General features: G+C 74.8%; 16 protein-coding genes. 8 read left to right on the top strand and 8 right to left on the bottom strand.

The window, feature by feature from the left end; all coding sequences use genetic code 11:
* The first annotated feature begins 40 nt into the window (after positions 1-40).
* Entirely contained in the window at positions 41-1,261 is a 1,221-nt protein-coding gene (locus tag K7I03_RS00200; protein WP_185945924.1) for a cytochrome P450, read from the top strand.
* A 70-nt stretch (positions 1,262-1,331) separates the two neighbouring features.
* Here the strand turns inward: K7I03_RS00200 and K7I03_RS00195 are convergent, their stop codons facing one another.
* Both K7I03_RS00195 and K7I03_RS00190 read right to left on the bottom strand, forming a co-directional pair.
* Positions 1,332-3,155, bottom strand: coding sequence for a hydroxysqualene dehydroxylase (locus K7I03_RS00195; protein WP_185945948.1), 1,824 nt, complete (start codon positions 3,153-3,155; stop codon positions 1,332-1,334).
* 131 nt (positions 3,156-3,286) lie between these two features.
* Complete coding sequence (locus K7I03_RS00190; protein ID WP_224346783.1) at positions 3,287-4,897, bottom strand: helix-turn-helix domain-containing protein; 1,611 nt, start codon at positions 4,895-4,897, stop codon at positions 3,287-3,289.
* Positions 4,898-5,259: 362 nt separating this feature from the next.
* Here K7I03_RS00190 and K7I03_RS00185 point away from each other — a divergent pair, with 362 nt between their 5' ends.
* The 4 genes from K7I03_RS00185 to K7I03_RS00170 all read left to right on the top strand — a co-directional run bounded on the left by K7I03_RS00185 (position 5,260) and on the right by K7I03_RS00170 (position 8,825).
* Positions 5,260-5,769, top strand: coding sequence for a hypothetical protein (locus K7I03_RS00185; RefSeq protein ID WP_185945925.1), 510 nt, complete (start codon positions 5,260-5,262; stop codon positions 5,767-5,769).
* A gap of 195 nt (positions 5,770-5,964) precedes the next feature.
* Entirely contained in the window at positions 5,965-6,954 is a 990-nt protein-coding gene (locus K7I03_RS00180; RefSeq protein WP_185945926.1) for a GlxA family transcriptional regulator, read from the top strand.
* A gap of 81 nt (positions 6,955-7,035) precedes the next feature.
* Positions 7,036-7,638: an isochorismatase family protein gene (locus K7I03_RS00175; protein ID WP_185945927.1), complete on the top strand. Its 603-nt coding sequence runs from the start codon at positions 7,036-7,038 to the stop codon at positions 7,636-7,638.
* A 164-nt stretch (positions 7,639-7,802) separates the two neighbouring features.
* Positions 7,803-8,825 (top strand): hypothetical protein, encoded by a 1,023-nt coding sequence (locus K7I03_RS00170; protein WP_185945928.1) that lies wholly within the window; start codon positions 7,803-7,805, stop codon positions 8,823-8,825.
* A 440-nt stretch (positions 8,826-9,265) separates the two neighbouring features.
* Here the strand turns inward: K7I03_RS00170 and K7I03_RS00165 are convergent, their stop codons facing one another.
* The gene (locus tag K7I03_RS00165; RefSeq protein WP_185945929.1) at positions 9,266-9,919 is read right to left on the bottom strand and encodes a response regulator transcription factor; all 654 of its coding nucleotides are present in this window, start codon (positions 9,917-9,919) and stop codon (positions 9,266-9,268) included.
* Positions 9,907-11,214: a sensor histidine kinase gene (locus K7I03_RS00160; RefSeq protein WP_224346782.1), complete on the bottom strand. Its 1,308-nt coding sequence runs from the start codon at positions 11,212-11,214 to the stop codon at positions 9,907-9,909. The genes K7I03_RS00165 and K7I03_RS00160 overlap by 13 nt, the downstream gene beginning before the upstream one ends.
* A 384-nt stretch (positions 11,215-11,598) precedes the next feature.
* Between K7I03_RS00160 and K7I03_RS00155 the strand changes: the two genes are divergently transcribed.
* Entirely contained in the window at positions 11,599-13,035 is a 1,437-nt protein-coding gene (locus tag K7I03_RS00155) for an alpha/beta fold hydrolase (protein ID WP_185945930.1), read from the top strand.
* A 95-nt stretch (positions 13,036-13,130) separates the two neighbouring features.
* On the opposite strand, the gene K7I03_RS00150 is transcribed toward K7I03_RS00155, so the two are convergent.
* The gene (locus K7I03_RS00150; protein ID WP_185945931.1) at positions 13,131-13,577 is read right to left on the bottom strand and encodes a hypothetical protein; all 447 of its coding nucleotides are present in this window, start codon (positions 13,575-13,577) and stop codon (positions 13,131-13,133) included.
* A 367-nt stretch (positions 13,578-13,944) separates the two neighbouring features.
* Between K7I03_RS00150 and K7I03_RS00145 the strand changes: the two genes are divergently transcribed.
* Positions 13,945-14,451 carry a hypothetical protein gene (locus tag K7I03_RS00145; protein ID WP_398856265.1) on the top strand — a complete coding sequence of 169 codons (507 nt, stop codon included), beginning with the start codon at positions 13,945-13,947 and terminating at the stop codon, positions 14,449-14,451.
* Positions 14,405-15,064, top strand: coding sequence for a hypothetical protein (locus tag K7I03_RS00140; RefSeq protein WP_185945932.1), 660 nt, complete (start codon positions 14,405-14,407; stop codon positions 15,062-15,064). The genes K7I03_RS00145 and K7I03_RS00140 overlap by 47 nt, the downstream gene beginning before the upstream one ends.
* Before the next feature lie 123 nt (positions 15,065-15,187).
* On the opposite strand, the gene K7I03_RS00135 is transcribed toward K7I03_RS00140, so the two are convergent.
* The 3 genes from K7I03_RS00135 to K7I03_RS00125 are packed head-to-tail and all read right to left on the bottom strand — an operon-like array spanning position 15,188 to position 18,845.
* On the bottom strand, positions 15,188-16,333 hold the full coding sequence (locus tag K7I03_RS00135; RefSeq protein ID WP_185945933.1) for a glycine amidinotransferase: 1,146 nt from the start codon (positions 16,331-16,333) through the stop codon (positions 15,188-15,190).
* On the bottom strand, positions 16,330-17,637 hold the full coding sequence (locus K7I03_RS00130) for a hypothetical protein (RefSeq protein ID WP_224346781.1): 1,308 nt from the start codon (positions 17,635-17,637) through the stop codon (positions 16,330-16,332). Before K7I03_RS00130 ends, K7I03_RS00135 begins: the two co-directional genes overlap by 4 nt.
* Positions 17,634-18,845, bottom strand: coding sequence for an MFS transporter (locus K7I03_RS00125; protein WP_224346780.1), 1,212 nt, complete (start codon positions 18,843-18,845; stop codon positions 17,634-17,636). The genes K7I03_RS00130 and K7I03_RS00125 overlap by 4 nt, the downstream gene beginning before the upstream one ends.
* Positions 18,846-18,859 lie beyond the last annotated feature (14 nt).

Here is an 18,859-nt window from a genome sequence, read left to right as displayed (position 1 = left end):
CCGTACCGCCCCCACGCCGACGAGAGAGGCCCCCACCCCCGTGACCACACCGCACACCGACCTCAGCGGACCGCGCGAAGAGCCGCTGCCGCGCTACCCGTTCAGCACCAAGGGCGACCGCCTCGCCCCCGAGCTCACCGAACTGCGCGGCCGCTGCCCGGTGGCCCGCGTCGGCACCAACTCCGGCGGCGAGGCGTGGCTCGTCACCGGCTACGACCTCACCCGCCACGTGCTGCGCGACCGGGCCTTCGCCCGCTCCGTCCTCGGCGAGGCCGACAGCCCGGCCCAGGACGCCCCCATCCTGGCGCCCGAACTGCTGGACGCCATGAACCACCTCCGGAACGCCGGGCTGCGCGACGAGGTGCTCAAGGCCCTCGGCCGCGACCAGCCCGACCTGCCCGACGTGTGGGTCGCCGAGGCCACCCGCGAGGGCCTGGACGCCATGGTGCGCGAGGGCGCGCCGGGCGACCTCCAGCAGCACTTCGCCGAACGGGTCGCCGCCCGCTGCATGCTGCGCCTGCTCGGGCTGTCCTTCGAGGACCGCGCGTACCTGGCCCCCCGCGCCGACGTCGACCTGACGATGGTCACGTACTCGGACGAGGAACTCGCCGGCAACTGGGAGGAGATCCGCCGGCACATGCACGCGCACATGGCCGCCCGCCGCCCGGGCGAGCCACGCGGCCTGGCGGACCGCCTCGCCGACCTCAACGCCCGCCACCAGGGCCTGACCGACCGGCAGTTGTCGAACATCGTCGCCGTCCTCTTCGTCAGCGGCTACGAGGACTTCGCCAGCTTCCTGGGCGTGGCGGTATTCAACCTCCTCCAGAGGCCCGAAGCGCTCAGGACGCTGAGGGAGCACCCGGAGACGGCACCCCAGTGCGTGGAGGAACTGCTGCGCTACAGCGTCGTGCTGGGCAACGCGATCCCGCGCTACGTCACCCGGGACACCGAACTCGGCGCGGCGTCCCTCAAACAAGGCGACCTCGTCCTGCTCTCCCTGGACGCCGTCAACTACGACCCGGCCGCCTTCCCCGCCCCGGAGACCTTCGACCCGTCCCGCTCGCCCAACCCGCACCTCCGCTTCGGCTACGGCCGCCACCACTGCCCCGGCGCCCACCTGGTCCGCCGCCACTCCGCCACGGCGTTCCGCGTCCTCGTCGACCACCTCCCGGACCTCCGCCCGGCGGTCCCGGCCGCCGAGGTGCCCTGGCACCCCCACCGCATGGCGATCATGCCGGCGGAGATCCTCGTCACCTGGTAGGGAGCGGCGCCGGGCCCCCGGACGCCCGCTGTCCGCCCGTCGAAACCGGTTCCGGCGGGCGGACAGCGGGTCAGCCCAGGTCGAACACGTTGGGCCGGCCGGCCTCGTACCGGGCCCGGTCCTGCCGGTGGAACGGTTCCAGCTCCGGGGGGCGGTACAGCGGCCAGACGCGGCAGGGCGGCGCCGGGGAGCCGTCCGCCTCCAGCAGGGCGTTGACCGCGCGGCGCGCCGACTCGTTCGCGCCCTCCATCGTGGCCAGGTCGACGTCCGTGGCCACGTAGTCGCCGGCCAGGAAGAAGTTCGGCACCGCCGTCCGGCTCGGCGGGCGGTCGAACCAGGTGCCCACCGGGTGGATGAAGAGCTGCTCGCGGTTGACCGGCGAGGGGCCGCCCAGACCGGTGACGGCCGGGTCGATGAACCAGGTGTGGACGTCCGCGTCGTCCAGGACCCGCCGGCCGGTGTCGTTCAGACCGGACTTGAGCTGCGCCCACACCTCGCGCGCGACCTCCTCGCGGGTGCAGCGGATCGCCGGCTTCCCGTACAGGATCCCCGGCTTGCGCCACTCCGAGACGCACACGGACAGGCAGTCGGCCACCCGGCCGTCGCCGTAGTCGGCGCGGAAGTCGCGGCCGGGCCAGAACTGGGCCTGGCTGATGGTCGTGAGGGCCCAGGGCGAGTCGATGTGGTCGGTGTGCCCGTGGACGATGGGCGTACGGGTGCGCAGGAAGTACTGCACACCGACCATCCAGTCCGTTTGGAGCCGGTCGCAGCGCGCGAGCCGCCCGTCCGCCGCGCGCAACTCCCGTCCCCAGGTGGCGCGGGCGTGCTCGACGGGCATAGCGCTGAGGTAGTGGTCGGCGGTGACGCGGCGGTCGGCGCCGCCGAGCGGGGAGCCCAGCCGGACACCGGTGACCCGCCCGTCCCCGTACAGCACCTCCCGGACCTCACCGCCCAGGACGAATCGGACGCCGAGGGAGCGCAGATGGCGCACCCACGGGGTGATCCACGCCTCGTCGGTCGGCGCGTTGAGGACGCGGTCGGGCTCCCCGTCGTTGCCCCGGGACACGATGTCGCAGAGGAACGCCTGGATGATGCGGGCCACGGTCCGGGTGCTGGCCACCTCGGCCTTGATGGCGACGAGATTGCGGGTCATGCCGGTGCCGAGGAGATGGCGGTAGTCCCGCGACATCCGGTCGGCCCGGATGAAGTCCCACCAGGGCACCCGCTCCCACTGCCCGAAGCGGCGCTGGTCACAGCTGGTGAGGTGGACCAGCAGCCGGTTGGCGAAGTAGGCGACCTCCGTGGGCGGCAGGTGCAGGACGGTGTCCAGCGACGCGGTCAGATTGCGCAGCAGCGCGTCCGGCAGCAGCGTCGCCGGGTCCGGCGGGGCGAGGAGGGTACGGAAGGGGACCGTCAGGTCGGGGCGGCCTCCCGTGCGCACCACCAGGCCGTCGGTCGCGTTCATCAGGTTGTCGTGGACCGATCCGCCGCCGTCCGGCAGCGGGATGCGCCGCATGGTGTCGGGGAGGTTGCGGTAGAAGCCGGGGAAGAAGCGGAAGCCGTGCTCGCCCGGGAGCGGGCGGCGGCCTCCGGTGCCGCTCCCCGGTACGTACTTGCTGCGTGCCTTGCCGCCCAGCGCGGTCTCGCGTTCGTAGACGGTGACCAGGTAGCCGCGTTCGGCGAGTTCCTGAGCCGCGCTGAGCCCGGCGACGCCGCCGCCGAGGACGGCCACGCTGCGGCCGGGACCCGCCCGGCCGCCGGCGCCGGCCCGGCCCGCCCCCACGAGCACCGCCCCGCCCGCCCCGGCCGCCGCGCCCAGGAACTCCCGCCGCGTCCGTCTTCCCGCTTCCGCCGCGTTCCCCGTGCGCCCCGCCAAAGCGTGCCCCGCCGCCATGCGCCCCGCCGACATGTGCCCCATCGAACGCTCCCCACCGATGCTCCCCGCCGAACGGCCCATGCCCGGGACAACGACGGGGCCGCCCGCAGGTCATGGGGGCGGGAGGACGACGGACCGGCGGACGGGCCTCAGGGTTCCGTCGGGGCCGCCAGGACGAGCGCCCGCCGGGCCAGCCAGAGATCGTGGCGGGCGGTCGGCGGACGGAGGAGCGAGCGCTGCAGGACCGCTTCGGCGCGTACCAGGCGCTTGCGGACGGCGGTGACCGACAGGGACAGGGCCGCGGCCGTGGCGTCGACGCGGGCGTCGTGGTCGAGCCACGTCTCCAGCGTCCGGACCAGTTCGCCCGACGGGTCCCCGGCGGTGAGCGGCCGGAGCTGGACACGGGCCCAGCGGGTGACGGCGGGGTGAGCGAGCAGGTCGTCGAGCCGGTCGTCCAGCCGGTGGACCGCCGTCTCGCCTCGCGGTGCCGGACCGGGCGCCGTACTACCGGGCGCCGTACCGGCCGGGTGGGCCGTGGTGAGGACGCGCAGGGCGAGAGCGAGAGCGGACTGGTCGGCCAGCCGGTCGAGGTCCGTGTCCAGCCGCCGTGCGATGTGCTTGAGCCGCGCCGACAGGGTGTTGCGGTGGATCTTGAGGTGTTCCGTCGCCCGCGACGAGAAGCGGAGCCACGACGCGGCGGTGGCGAGCAGTTCGGCGCTCCCGGGATCCTGCGGCCGCCGGGCGCCGTGTTCCCGCAGCGGGGCGAGGAACCGCTCGGCCCAGGCGGTCGCGGCGGGGCCGAGGGCCAGCGGCAGGTCCGGGCCGCACGCGAAGGACGCGCGGCGGTCGGCGCGGTGGCGGGCGGCGGCCAGCGCGTGGAACGCCTGCGCGTACCCCGTGACCGTGTCCGCGAGCGGTACGGCGTCGCTCATCCCCGCCCAGCAGGGGCCCAGCGCCGACCGGAGGTACGCCGGGGGATGCTCCGGGGGCTGGACGCCCGCGGCGGTGGCGCCGTCGGCCGCCGGGGCGAGGACGATCAGATGGGCTTCGTACACCGGGCAGGGCACGATCCACGCCTCGGGGGCGCTGCCCCTCAGGTGGGCGGCGATCTCACCGCGCGCGGCGGGCGGGCCTTCGACGACGCAGACCCGGATCGTGTCGGGCAGCCCGGGCCCGAGGGCCCCCGCGACCTGGCGGGCGGCCACGACATGACCGTTCATCAGCAGGTGCAGCACGACTTCCCGCGTGCGATGGTCGGCGGCTTCGAGCCGGGAGCGCAGCCCCTCGGTGCGCTCGGCCCTCCAGCACAGGCCCAGGATCGTCGCGGCGTCCGCGAGCAGCGGTGCCGCCCCGCCGGCGTCCGGACGCGGCGCGACCGCCGCGAGCACGGGCGCGGCGGGATCACCCTGGCCGTCCAGGGGATACAGGAAGACGGTGTGCCCCGGTACGTCGATGGCCATGGACCGCGCCCGTCTTCGGGCGAGTTCGCCCACTCCGCACCGGATCGCCCGCCAGACCGCTTCGCCTGCCGCGTGGCGTGGCGGCCGGCCCGAGGACAGCAGCGCCCCGGAGGGGCCCACCAACAGCACGTCCGCGCGGCTGCGTTCGGCGAGCCGGCCGAGTACCGCCCGGGACCCCCCCTTTCGGGCCGCCCGCTGCAGGGCCAGAACGTCGTCGGCCCTTTGCGCCGGCCCCCCTGCGCCCGTCGTGTCCGCCGCCCGGCCGGTGACGACACCGGGCACCCCCGTCCCGCTGGCCATCCTCGAACCCCCAGATGAAAGAAGAGCTCGCCCGGGGCCCCGCCACCCCCGGGCGGCCGCACCGCTCCGGCCGGGCTCGCGTACACGTACCGGGTCAGCGTACTGATCCGGCCGTAGGGAGATCACTCGCGAGTTTCGCACCCGTCTCCCCGGCGACGACGCGGCCCGCTGTGCACGGCGGCACCGGAACCCCGCCCTCACCGTGCGGGACGACACCCGGCGCCGGGAGGCCCTGGGCTACTTTTTCGCCCGGCGCGACCCGCGAGCGGGCGGCATTCCGGCACCCGGGAAAACCCGTCCCGGAGTGCGGGACGGCACCCGTCGCCGGCCCCGCGGCGCACAACCCCGAGAGGAAGAGAACCATGTCCAAGTCACGTGCGGCCAGATCCGTGTTCCTGGCGGCCGCCATACCCATGGCCCTGCTCGCCGCGTCCGGCGCGGCGTCGGCGCAGGACGCCGACGTCACCTGGAGGAACCAGGGCACCTACGACTGCCTGCGCTTCAGCACCTCCCGCAACGCGGTGTGGACCAACCCGCAGGGCAAGGACTACGCCTGCCGGACGCTGGGCGGGGGCCTGGGGGAGATCCAGTGGCATGACGACAACAGCAACCTGGAGAACCCCGACGGAGCCTGGGCCGAGAAGACCCCGGGATCCGACGGCAAGTGCCTGACGGCCTACGAGCGGTCGGTCTACCTGGAGCCCTGCTCCGGCCCGGTCAACTACTACGAGCAGTGGTACGAGGAGTGGGACGGCAACTACAAGGCGTTCCGCCTGAAGAACCGCCAGTCCCGGCTGTACCTCACCGCCGACAACGACGGCAACGTCAGCATGACGGGCTGGGCCAACGACCGGCACCAGCTCTGGAAGTAGCCGCCGGTACACGGTGACCGGCGCCCGGACGAGGGCGCGGACCCGGCTGGGGCCACGGCGGCCGCCCCAGCCGGGCCGCTCTCGCTTCCCCGGGAGGCGGGGGGCTGGGTATTCCCATGCCCCCGCAGCGCCATGTCCGGATGTGACAGAACCACGTCATTGCGGCCACGGTGCCGGAGCCCGGACGATGGGGACATGCACCAGACGCACCACCGCGTGGTCATCGCGGTCTTCCCCGATGTCGACCTCCTCGACGTCACCGGCCCGGCCGAGGTGTTCGCCCTGGCCAACCGGGAGAGCCGCGGCCGCGCCGGATACGAGGTACGGCTGGCCGGCCCCGGCCCGGCCGGGGAGGCCGTGGCGACGTCGGCGGGGGTGCGCCTGGTGACCGACCTGGGCATGGGCGAGGTCGGGGCGGCGGTGGACACCCTGCTCGTCCCCGGAGCGGTCGACCCCGGCCCCGAGGGCCCGCGGGCCAGGATCGACGACGGCCTCGTGGAATGGATCAAGGCCACCGCACCCCACGCGCGGCGCGTCGCCTCAGTGTGCGTGGGCGCGCACCTGCTGGCCGCGGCGGGGATGCTGGACGGCCGGAGAGCGACCACACACTGGTCGACCGCCGCGCAACTCGCCGCGGACCACCCGCGGGTGGACGTCGACGCGGACCCGATCTTCGTCCGCTCGGGGCGGGTCTGGACCGGGGCGGGCATCAGCGCCTGCCTCGACCTGGCCCTCGCCCTGGTCGCCGAGGACCACGGCGAGGACCTGGCGCTGGCCGTGGCCCGCCAGCTGGTCGTCTACCTCAAACGCCCCGGCGGCCAGAGCCAGTTCAGCGTGCCGATCAGCCGCCCGGCGTCGTCCCGCAGGGACGTCGACGAGCTGCGCCGGTACATCGGCGAACACCTCGACGAGGACCTTTCGGCGGCCGCCCTGGCGGCACGGATGTGCCTGAGCGAACGGCACTTCTCCCGTGTGTTCGCCCAGGAGACCGGTGCCACTCCGGCCGGCTACGTCGAAGCCGCCCGGGTGGAGGCCGCCCGGCGTCTGCTGGAGACCACCGACCGACCCCTGGAGGACGTCGCCCGGGCCTGCGGCCTGCGGTCGCTGGAGACCCTGCACCGGGCGTTCCGCCGGCAGATCGGCACCACCCCGGCCGCGTACCGCCGCCGCTTCCGCACCGCCTGACCCCTTCACTCCCAGGTCACCACACGGCCCCCGCGCACCCAACTACGCCCTTTTCGCAACGCCTTGAGAGGAAGTATTCCCATGTCTACTTCGACGACCCTGCGTGACGTCATCGGCCTGGACGACCGGCTGCCGCAGCTGAAGGACACCACGGTGGTCATGATCGACTTCCAGAACACCTACCGCACCGGCGTCATGGCCCTCGACGGCGCCGAGGCCGCCTTGGCCGCCGGCGCCCGCCTGCTGACCGCCGCCCGCTCCGCGGGCGCCCCGGTGGTGCACGTCGTCAACGACGGCGGCGCCGGCACCGCGTACGACATCCGGGCCGACATCGGCGCGATCAGCGACGAGGTCGCCCCCCTGGAAGGGGAACCGGTGGTCGTCAAGCAGTTCCCCGACGCCTTCCACGCCACCGGCCTGGAGGCGGCCCTGCGCACCCTGGACGCCGGACCCGACCTGGTGCTGGCCGGCTTTATGACCCACATGTGCGTCAGCCACACCGCACAGGGCGCCTTCGCCCTCGGCTACCGCCCCACCGTCGTCGCCGAGGCCACCGCCACCCGCTCCCTGACGGCCCCCGACGGCACCACCGTCCCGGCCGCCACCCTCCACACCGCGGCCCTGACGGCCATCCGGGACCTCTTCGGCCCCGTCGCCCTCCGGGTGGAGGACCTCACGCCCTGAGGCAGGAGCGGCCCGCGCCCCGGCGAACGTGCGGGCGCGGCCCGCCGCATGCCGCATGCCGCACGCCGTACGGCGGCCGGACGAAGGGCGCTCCGCCGTACGGGGGAGCGGTCCCGTCCCGTGGCATGACGAGCCGCCGGGCCGGGCGGGCCAGAGTCGTGTCCATGCCTGATCACTCCGAACGCCGAGCCCGCCGGCGCCGGCTCCTCGCCCGGTTCGCCGTCGCCGCCTGCCTGCCGTATCTGACACTGAAGCTGCTGTGGGTCGCCGGGGCCGACGCCGGGGTACGGGACCTCGGCAGCCTCTCGCGGGGACAGTGGATCGCCGCCAACGCCGTGACGTTCGGGATGGACGCGATCGCGGCGCTGATCGCCCACGTCCTGACCCGGCCCGGCGGGCGGCACGTCCGCGCGTGGCTGATCCTCTTCCCGATGTGGGTCGCGACGGGCATGCTCGTCTCGCTGATGATCGCCCTGCCGGTCGGCCAGGGCGTCATCGCGGCGACCGGCGCGAAGAACCCGGCCATGTCCAACGACATGCTCAGCCCCTGGGTGTTCGGCGTCGTCTACGGCGGGCTCTGCGCCGAAGGGCTGGTCCTGCTCGCGGCGTTCACGCTGTACGTCGACGAGCGCTGGGGCGTCCTCCTGCGCACCCGCGTCCGGGACCTGACCGATCCGGCCGGCACCCAGGGCACGCAGCGCGTGCTCACCGGGCTCGCCCTCGGGTTCCTCGTCTGCTCGGGAGTGCTCCGCCTGCTGTGGGGACTGGGATCGGACGCCGGCATGAACGCGGAGTGGATCGCCCGCCGGAACGCCATCGGCCGCACCCGCGACCTGGTGCACGGCCTGGGGGCACTGGCCGGGGCGGCCGGCCTGTACGCACTGGTGTTCCGCCGGTGGCGACGGGCACGGGTGGGCGTGCCGCTGGCGATGGCCTGGGCGGGGGTCGGTGTCGCCTTCGCGGCCGGCGACTGGATGGACGTCGGGCGTTCGCCGGCCACCTCGGCCCTGCTGGGCGTGAGCGACACCGCCGACCTGATCGCCGGCCTGCTCACCCTGTGCGTCGGCTGCTTCGCACTGACCGAACTGACGTCCGGCGAGGGCGGGTTGACCCTCTCGCCCGCCACTCCCGACGCCCGGCACCTCGCCGCCACCGGGTCCCACCCGGCTCCCGGCCCGAACCGGTGAGCACCCGCGGGCCGGCGCTGCCGGCCCGGCCTCCCTTTGCCCGGCCCCGCGCGGCCCCTCGCCGCGAGTGACGTGGCTCCTGACGTTCCTCTCGGCAACGGCGGCCCGTCCTGCCCCCGCCCTCGCCCCCCGTGCCCGACGCCCACCGCCTCGCCGCCACCGGGTACGGTCCGGCTCCCCGTCCGCACCGGCGAGCGCCCGTCGGCCGATGACGCCGGCCTCCCGCCACTCCCTCCAGCCCGCGCGCCCCGGCCCGTTCTCTTCCCGCCCCCGGGGAACGGGGCGGCGTAGGCGGTGCAGGCTCGGACCGGCGACCGGCGACCGGCGACCGGCGACCGGCGACCAGAGCCGGGTCACGACCGCGCGGTCAGGCGGCGTCGTCCACACCCGGCGCGTCGCGGGACACGGGTCAAGCCGTCGGCCCTCGGCCGGGCCGCGCGTCAGCGGCCCAGCGCCTCCAGATGGCGCAGAACGGCCACGACCCGCCGGTCCACTTCCTCGTCCGGCGGCAGACCGAGCTTCGCGAAGATCTTCCGGATGTGCTTCTGCACGGCGTTGTCGCTGACGCCGAGGCGGCGGGCGAGGGCCGTGTTGCCCAGCCCCTGTGCCATGAGGGCCAGGACCTCGCGTTCGCGTGCGGTCAGGCCCGCGACGGCGTCCACGGCCTGCCGGCGCGCGAGCAGCCGGGAGACCACCTCCGGGTCGATGGCGGTGCCGCCGTCGGCCACGCGGCGCAGCGCGTCGACGAACTCCCGCACCCGGCCGACCCGTTCCTTCAGCAGGTAGCCGATCCCCGCCGCGCCGGCCGCCAGCAGTTCGGTGGCGAAGGACTGCTCGGCGTGCGCGGAGAGGATGAGCACAGCGGGCGGGTGCGCGAACCGCCGGACGCGGACGGCGGCGCGGATGCCCTCGTCGGTGTGCGTGGGCGGCATCCGGACGTCGACGACGGCGACGTCGGGCCGGTGGGCGGCCACCGCGGCCGCCAGGTCGTCCGGGTGCGCCACCGCTGCCGCGACGTCGCAGCCCTCGGCCGTCAGCAGCGCGGCCAGCCCCTCCCGGATCAGGGTGTCGTCGTCGGCGATCACCACGCGCACGGCAGTTCCACCTCCACGACCGTCGGCCCGCCGGCCGGGCTGGTGAGCACCAGTCTCCCGTCCAGGACCTCGACACGGTGCCGCACCCCCGCCAGGCCGGTGCCACCCGCCCGTCCCGTTCCCTCGGGCGCCCGCTCCCGGGCGCCGCCGCGGCCGTCGTCGCCGACCCGGACGCGCAGGAGGTCACCCGTGCGCCGGATCGTCACCTCCGCCCTGGTGGCCCCGCTGTGCCGGGCGACGTTGGCCAGCGCCTCGGCGACGACGTGGTACGCCGTCGCCGAGGCGGAGGCGGACGGCTGCCCGAGCGGGCCGACGTCGACCCGGCAGGGCACCGCGCACTCGGCCGCCAGTCCGGTGACGGCCCCCTCCAGCCCCCGCTCCTCCAGGACGGAGGGGTAGACGCCGCGCCCGACCGCGCGCAGTTCGGCCAGCGCCTCCTCGACGGCCGTCTGGGCGCGTTCCAGCTGTCCGTCCGCCCGGGCGGTGTCCTGGAGGCCGGCCCGCCGGGCGGTCCCGATCAACAGGGCCGCTCCCACCAGCCGGTTCTGCACCGTGTCGTGCAACGCCCGCTCGATTCGGCGGAGTTCGGCGGCGTGTGCGCGCAGGGCGGCGGCCCTGCTCGCGGTGACCTCGGCGATCCGCCGCGTCAGGTCGACGCTCGGATGGGGACCGAGCAGCCGGGCCGCCGTCCGCTCCTGCGACCGGGCGAGCCGGGGCAGCAGCAGGGCCGTCACGACGCACCAGCCGAGCCCCTCCACGCCCACGGCCACCGCCACCGGCCAGCCCTCGGCCCGGAACCCGAGCCCGGACGCCGCCATGGACCGGGGCAGCAGCGACCAGTAGAGCGGGTAGGCGGTCTCCCGCACGATCAGGATCGGCAGCAGCAGGCCGAGGAGGCCGGCCGGCAGCCCCGACGCGCCGTGCCGCAGCGCCCACCGGGCGTCCCGGCCCGTCGCGGGATCCGCCAGCACGGCCCGGAACCGGGCTACCGGGCCGAGCCCCGGCGCGGGCGTCGCGTACGGGTCGATGATCGTCCGCCCCCGCCGGGTCAGCCGCCGGCGCTCGCGCCCGGCGGCGGCGCGCAGCGCGCGCGGCACGGTCGGCAGCAGCGCCACCCCCACGCCGACGGGACAGAGGAGGACGACCAGCATCGCCCAGGACAGGGCGGCGAGCGCGCCCAGCGCGGTCCCCAGGCCACCCGCGAGCCGGCCGATCACGGCGGCTGCCGCCGCGGTCCCGTCGCGTATCCCGTCGAACGCCAAAGGCCGCCCGAACCAAGCCGATTGACTGATCATCCGTGCACTGTAGGTCCGGACGGCCCATCGCCGACAGGGCGGGGGAGGCGTGGTGCGCCGGAGGCACCGCCGAGCCGTGCGGCGCGGCCGCACCCGGTACCGCTGGCGGTACCCGGTACCCGGGTGGCCGCCCGAGCGCGCCCGAGTGCTCCCGCGGCACAGACTGCCGGGACGAACGTTCCCCCGGGTGCGCGGAGAAGACCGTTCGTACGGTCACGCGCGCCCACGACGAAAGGACCAGCCATGTCTTGTGACGGTGATCCGGATCCCCGCCGGATGCCACGAACCCGGACGCCGCAGACCGGGGCGCCACGGACCGGGATGTCATGGACCCGGACGCCACGGACCCGGAGGGCGCTGTGGGCCGCCGGCGTCCTGGGCACGGTGGCACTCACACTGGCCGGAGGGCTGCCCGCGGGCGCCGTCCCCACCGTGAACACGGGCGGTCGGCACACCGCGCCGGCCTGGCGGGACTGCGGGACCAAGGACGGGATGCCGGCCCAGTGCGCCGAACTCCCCGTACCCGTCGACCACGCCCGGCCGGACGGCCCGCGCATCCAGCTGAGACTGGAGAAGATCCCCGCCGCCCGCCCGTCGGCCCGGCGGGAACCCCCGATCCTCCTCATCCCCGGCGGCCCCGGCCTGGGCATCGCGTACCTGCGGGAGATCGGCCCGCTGATGAAGCTGCAGCGGTGGCGGGAGAACCGCGACGTGGTGCTGTTCGACCCGCGCGGGGTCGGCGGCAGCAGCGCGATGCGCTGCGACCGGCCCGCGCCGGACCGGCCGGCGGTGATCACGTCCCAGGAGCGGCTCGACGCGACCGCCGCCGCCAACCGCGCGTTCGGCGAGAGCTGCCTGCGCCGGACCGGCGACCTGGCGAGGCACCTGTCCGCCGACGACACCGCCCAGGACGTCGAGGCCGTCCGCACGGCCATCGGACAGCGGGACGGCCTCGTGGCCTACGCCGGGTCCTACGGCACCGTCTACGCCGCCGCCTACCTCGACCGCTACCGGCAGCGCCCGCCGCGGGCGCTGGTCCTCGACGGCCTGGTCGACCACTCGGTGGACCTCCCGGAGTTCGCCGCCCGCAACGCGGCCGGCGTGGAGAACGCCTTCACCCGGTTCACCCGCTGGTGCGCGGAGGACAGTGCCTGCGCCCTGCACGGCCGGGACGCCGGAGCCGTCTTCGACCGGCTGGCCGCCGCCCCCTCCCTGCCCGCCCCCGGGGCCGGCCGGCGGGTCACCGGCGACGAGGTGAGGAAGGCGGCGGCGCGCCACATGAGCGGCGGACGGCTGGAGGAGTACGGCTGGCCCCGCCTCGCCCGCTCGCTGCGCGCCGCGGCCGACGGCGACGCCTCGGACTTCGCGCACCCGCTCGGCGGGGAGAAGGACGCGGGGACGGAAGGGCTGACTAGGGCCGTCCTGTGCTCGGACTTCCCCATGCCGTCCCGGTACAGCGCCCTGACCGGGCACACCGACCGCCTGCGCCACACGGCGCCCCGCTTCGGCGCCACGGTGTTCTGGGACATCGCCGGGAACTGCGCCGGACACCCCACACCCGTCACCGACCCGCCGCGCGTACCCCGGGTCTCCCCGCGCGCCGGAATCCTCCTCGCCAGCAACCTCCACGACCCGGCCACCCCGCTGACCAACGCCCTCGCCGTCCTGCGCCGGCTCCCGGCCACGACCCGGGTCCTGCTCGCCGACGCCGACGGCCACGGCGCCGCGTACACCTCACGGTGCGCGAGCGAGGCGTTCCGGCACTACCTGGACGACCCGGCCGGGCAGCCGCCGTACACCCTGTGCTCCACGTCGGGGTGACGGGGAACGGGGAACAGGGGAACGGGGAACAGGGGAACGGAGGGACGGCCCGGCCAGGTACCCGACGGCCGCCCCTCCCGCGCCTCCCTACGGGGTCACTCCTCGCCGAGCGGCCGGACGAACTCCAGGGTCCAGGTCTCCTGGAACTCCGGCTTCGGCGGCGTGAGTTCGAGCTGCGCGCCGCGGTGGCCGGCGCGCAAAGCGAGGCCCTTGTCGGAGAGGATCTTCACGCCGCCGATGACGCGCTCGAACGTGAACTTCGCCCATTCCGGGCGGGGAACGGAGTTCACCCACAGCTTGTCCTCGTGGATCACGAGGCCGGCCGCCTCGTGGTACGCGAGGTGGATCACATAGGGTGCGCCCGGCACCGGCTCGGCGGGCTCGACGGCCCACTCCTGCTCGATCGGGAGCGGGTTCAGCCGGTCGGTGATGACGGGAGCGCCGTGCTTGACGGCGTACTCGGTGGCGGTCAGCAGGGACGTCGGGCCGATGATGTGGGCGTGGACCTTGTAGATTCCGGGCTTCACCGGGATGGGAGCCATGGCGGGGTTCCTCTCTCGCGGTCCGTGCGCCGGCGGCCGGTCGCCGCCGGGCGCGTTCCCTCCATCTCAGAGGGTCCGCGCGGCCGGCACAGGACCGGATGCGGCCAAGCCGAAAACGCACGAAACCGATCGATCACCCTTGCGAACGCCGCCCCCGCGAGCCCGGACCGCGGACGGAAGGGTGCCCGTATCCGTCACCCGGTGGCCGACACGCTGTCGACGACCGCTCGACGACCGACAGCACCGACGGCGTGGGCACCACCGGGACAGACGCGGACCGGCCGCTTCGAAGAGCGCCCGGAAGTCCACCTCCCCCGTGCGTTCCCTGCCCCCGTCAGCGGGGCCGTCATCCCGTACGCTCGCCCCCATGCCGCGCCACCCGAACAAACCGCGCCGACTGGTCGTCGACGGGCGGGCGTACCTCTGGACGCTCCGCCACAGCCACCGCACGCAGGAAGGCGGCCGGCCGGTGGGCCGCTGCCAGACCCTCACGCTGTACCCGCAGCCGGCCGGTACCGGCGGTGTGCTGCGGGTCGTCTTCGGCGAGGGGCCGGGCCGGTACGTCCCGGGCGGTTTCCCGCTGGGCTCAGGGGACGTGGGGTACGTCCGGGGCGCCTCCCTGAACCTGCACGAACCGGGCGCCGTGCGGGCCCTGTTGGACGTGGCGGCGGCCCGCGGGTGGCGGCCGGAGGAGCGGCGGGCGGCGGAGGCCGACGGCTGGTCGCTGCTGGACGCGGCGGTCGCCGGGCGGGGAGCGGGGAACGGGTTGTCAGTGGCGACGAGTACGGTGGGTGGTGCCATAGAGATCACCTCACCAGGGGGGAGCCATGACCGCGGAACCGAACGTGCCGTCCCCGGGAACCACGGGCGGTGAAGCGCCCGTCCGTACGCCCGCCGAGGACCCGGCCGCGATCCTCGCGGAGCAGCGGGCGCTCCAGGCCGAGGCCGACGAGGTCGTCGCCGACCTGGAGTTGGCCGGACCGCTGGCGGAGCGCGGCGAGGCCGTGCGCGTGGGCAGTTCGGCGCTGGGGCTGATGGTGCGCCGGGACATCGACATCACCGTGGTCTGCCCGGACCTGGGGGACGGCGTCAAGAAGGCCGTCGCGGACATAGGCGCCGCCCTGGCGGTGCACGACCGGGTCCGGCAGGTCCGCTTCCGCGACGACACCGGGCACTGGAACACCGACCCGATGTACCCGGACGGCCTCTACCTGGGGGTGGAGTACCGCTCGGAGGCCGGACGGGAGTGGACGCTCGACATCTGGTTCGTCGACGAGCCCGACCGCCAGCCCGACCTCGCGCACGTGCGCGCCCTGCCGCCACGGCTGACCGACGCGCACCGCGTCCGCATCCTCCGGATCAAGCGGGCGCTCGCCGCGCGGCCCGACGACAGCACCCCCGGTTACGACGTCTACCGCGCGGTGCTCGACCACGGGGCCACGACGCCCGAGGAGTTCGACGTCTGGCGCGCCGGTTCGGGGGAGTGACGCGCCGGTACGCAGGAGTGACGCGCCGGTACGGGCGGGTGAACGGCGTGGAGGCGAACGGCGGGAGGAGGCGTACGGGCCCACGCCCCCTCCCGCGCGCTCACGCCGAGGCGCCGGGCCGGGTCAGACGGCGGGGGCGACCGGCGTGTAGTCCAGGCGCGGGAAGTAGTCCTCCCGCCCGCCCTCCCGGTGCACGTCCCAGGTCGCGCAGTGCAGCGACCCGCCGTACTCGAAGACGTCCCGGAACGGCACCGGCAGCACCTCGAAGCCCAGCTTGTCCAGCAGATCGTGCAGCGGCTTCTCCCGCTCCTCGCAGATGACCGTGCTCGGGGAGACGCTGAGCACGTTCATCGACAGCCACTTGGAGGACTGGCAGTAGCGCGGCATCTCGTCGTTCGCGGACGTCGGCTGCGGCGCCTCGATCAGCTCCCATCCGTTGTCGTGGAACATCCGCTCCTCGCCCTCCCGCAGCGGCCGCTCCGGATTGGTGAGCACCAGCCCCGGACGCAGCGGCACGAAGGTGCAGTCGATGTGGGAGGGGAAGAAGTCGAGGGGGAAGTGCACCGGGTGCACCCGGAAGCCCCGCGGCTCCAGATGGCGCTTGAGCCAGTGGATGCCGGCCCGGTTGGTGGTCATCGACTCCTGCACCAGGATGTCGCGGCCGAAGCGGCTCATGTCGGCCGCGTCGAAGACCACTTCGTCCTGGGTGACGCAGAACTCCGAGTTGTGCATCTCGGCGTGGCGCTTCTCCAGCGGCCACTCCCAGAAGTCCTCCCGGTACATGGCGTCGGCCATGGACGGCTTGGGCGCGACGGTCCACGTGACGCGGGGATCGGCGTTCCAGTAGGAGTAGACCAGCTTCCGGTACGCCTGGTACTCGAAGTAGCGGGCCCGCCGCGACATGGTGGCCTCGACGATCTCGTTGCCCAACGTGATCATCACGTCGCGCGGGCATACCACGCAGTACTGGTTGGCCACTTCGAACGTCGGCGTCTTCACGGAGCGCGTGAGGTCGACGGCGTCCGGGCGGCGCACCGTGACGCCCTGCGCCTGGAGCACCCGCACCAGGCCGTCCAGCTGCTCGTTGGCCCGGTCGACCATCTCGGCCGGCTTCGGGCCGGTCGGGAAGGGCTCGTCCGAGTCGCGCAGGGCCGGCCGGTAGCCGGGTTCGGACGGCTCGAAGCAGGCGCTGTCGGCGACACCGACGATGATCTCCCGCAACGGGTCCCATTCGTTCCACGAGTTGACCAGGGGAGTGGAGTGGTTCATGCCGTACACCTTTCGTCGTTCGGTTCACACGGCGGGGGAGTGAGAGGGGAGGGAAGCCCGAGGGGGAAGGCGCGCAGGCCCGGTTCGCCCAGGCGGGCCGCCGCACGCGCGCACGCCGGCCCGGCCCGGTGGTCCGGGCCGACGGGCGCGGCCTCGACGCGCGCCGCGCCCACCGCCAGGGACGCCGACGGCGCGGCCGCCACCAACTCCCGCACCAGCCGCTCCAGATCGGCACAGGTGACCGTGTCGAAACCCGGCAGGCGCTCCTGCGCCGCCCGGTGGTAGAGGTAGAGCGGAAAGTCCGGCAGGGCGGCCCGCAGCCCGAGGCCCGACGCGTGCCGGGGATTGAGCTCGGTGGCCGTGAAGCCGTCCGGGGTGAGCAGCCCGTCCACGCTGAACAGACCCCGGTAACCGGTGGTCCGGACGAGCTCCGCGCCCGCGCGGCGCGCCGCCCCCCGGATGTCGTCCTCGGCCGCCGCGCCCGGCCGCCAGAACGTGGAAGAGCCGCAGAACAGCAGCCGCCCGGTGGCCGGGTCGCCGAGGGTGACGATCTCGATGGGCGAGAACACCGCCACCCCGTCCGCCAGAGCCATGCCCAGCACACTGCACGGCACACCGTCCTCGAAACGGGCGACGCGCACCCGCTCCGCGCGGCCGGCGAACTCCCGGACGGCGGCCGGGAGGCGGCCCGGATCGGGCACCCAGCGCAGCCCGAGCGCGTCCCCGACGTGGCCACGCGAGGAATCGGCCGCCACCACGGCCCCGGCGGGCCCGGCGACCCGGCCCAGACCGGCCGGAGACCGCGACAACTCGTCCACCGCGGCCACCAGGTGCGGCGGAGAAGCCACGCCGGCCGCCTCCCACAGCCGGTCGATCGTGGTCTTGTCCTCGACGGCGGCCCACTCCGGCCGCCGCCACCCGTGCACCGGACGCCCGCAGAACTCCGCCACCCCGGTACGAGGGGTCCCCAGCGCCACCCACGCGCGCGCCGGATCCAGGGCGTCCAGCCAGTCCCGTACCCCCGCGGACGGCTCCCGCAGCCACGCCTCGAACTCCGGACGCGTCAACTCCCCTGCCCTGTCTCCGTCGGCCGAGCAATACCGGCCCGGTCCGACGCGCGGTGCCCCGGGCCCCGGCCCGGTACGGGCGACGACGGCACCCACCTCCGCCCCGCACATCCGCAGCTCGTCGACCAGCGAACGGGCCCGGTGATCGAAGTCGTCGAGCAGCAGCACCGCCCGGCGCCCGCCCCAGAACCTCCGCAGCGCCCGGGTGACCGTCCCGGTGAACTCGGTGGGATTCATGCCTCTCCCTTCCGGCCGGCAGCGGCGAGGCGCGCCGCGCGCGCCGCCGTCCTGTCCAGCCCGCGGTACACGACGGCGGCCGCCAGCAGCGCACAGGCCATCACCAGCCACGGCGTGCCGCCGGACACCGAGAACAACAGGGTGTGCACGGCCGGGCCCAGCGCCCCGGACACCCCCCAGATCAACTGGTAGAAGGCGCTGTAGCGGCCGGCGTCCGCCGCCGACGCGAAGGACAGCACGATGGTCATGGCCACCGCCCCGAACAGCGCCTCCCCCAGGCTGAACAGCAGGACCAGTACGGCCACCAGCGCCGTCGCCCCCGCCGTGCCGAAACGCCCGGCCGCCACCAGCCCGCCCAGCCCCGCCGCGATCAGCAGCGCCGCCAGCGCCATCAGCCGCATCGGGGGCCGCTCCCGCCCCAGCCGCAACGCCAGCGGCTGGAACGCCGGAATGGCCACGCACGAGAGCACATAGGCCGCCGGCGGCGTCCACACCGGCATCTCCAGCCACCGCAGATACACCGGCAGGATCGAGTCGAAGGCGACGCTGGAGAGCGTGATGGCGAGCGTCGCGCCGGTGAAGGCGAGGAAGCGGCGGTCGGCGAGCACCGTCCGGTACGAGGCCGCGGGCACGTCGCCCCCGTGCGGGACCGGCACGGGCGGCACCCGACGCCCGGTCACCCGGAACCGCACCCCCGCGACGGCGAAACTCACCGCGTTGACCAGCGGAATGCTGTGCCACAGCACCGCCCCGCCACCGTCCTCGAAGGACGCCCCCAGCGCCACCCCCAGCGCACCCACCCCCAGACCCACATTGCGCAGGCTGTTCAGCAGGGCGAACATTCCGCGCCGCGCCTCCTCGGCCGAGGTGACGGCGGCCACCAGCCCGCCGTGCGCCGCCCAGTACAGGCGGTCGCCGAAGCTCACCGCGAAGGCGACGGCGGCCACGGCGGCCGGCCGGTCGGCGGCCAGATAGCAGGGGAACGCGGCGGCGCGGAGCGCGCAACTGAGCGTCGCCGCGCGGAACGGACCCATCCGGTCGGCGAGCGCGCCCACCGCCAGCCCGCCGGCCAGCAGCGCGGCCAGCGACCCGGTACTGAGCGCGGCCCCCGCCGACGTGAGCGCCATCCCCTGCCCGTACGTGAAGTACAGCAGGGAGAAGGTGATCCACACGCCGCTGCCCAGCGCGTCCACGACCATGGCCGTCATGAACCCGCGGGTGC

It is taken from the genome of Streptomyces mobaraensis, from assembly GCF_020099395.1.
Classification (GTDB): Bacteria; Actinomycetota; Actinomycetes; order Streptomycetales; family Streptomycetaceae; genus Streptomyces.
This window is presented reverse-complemented; position numbering and strand designations above follow the sequence as displayed.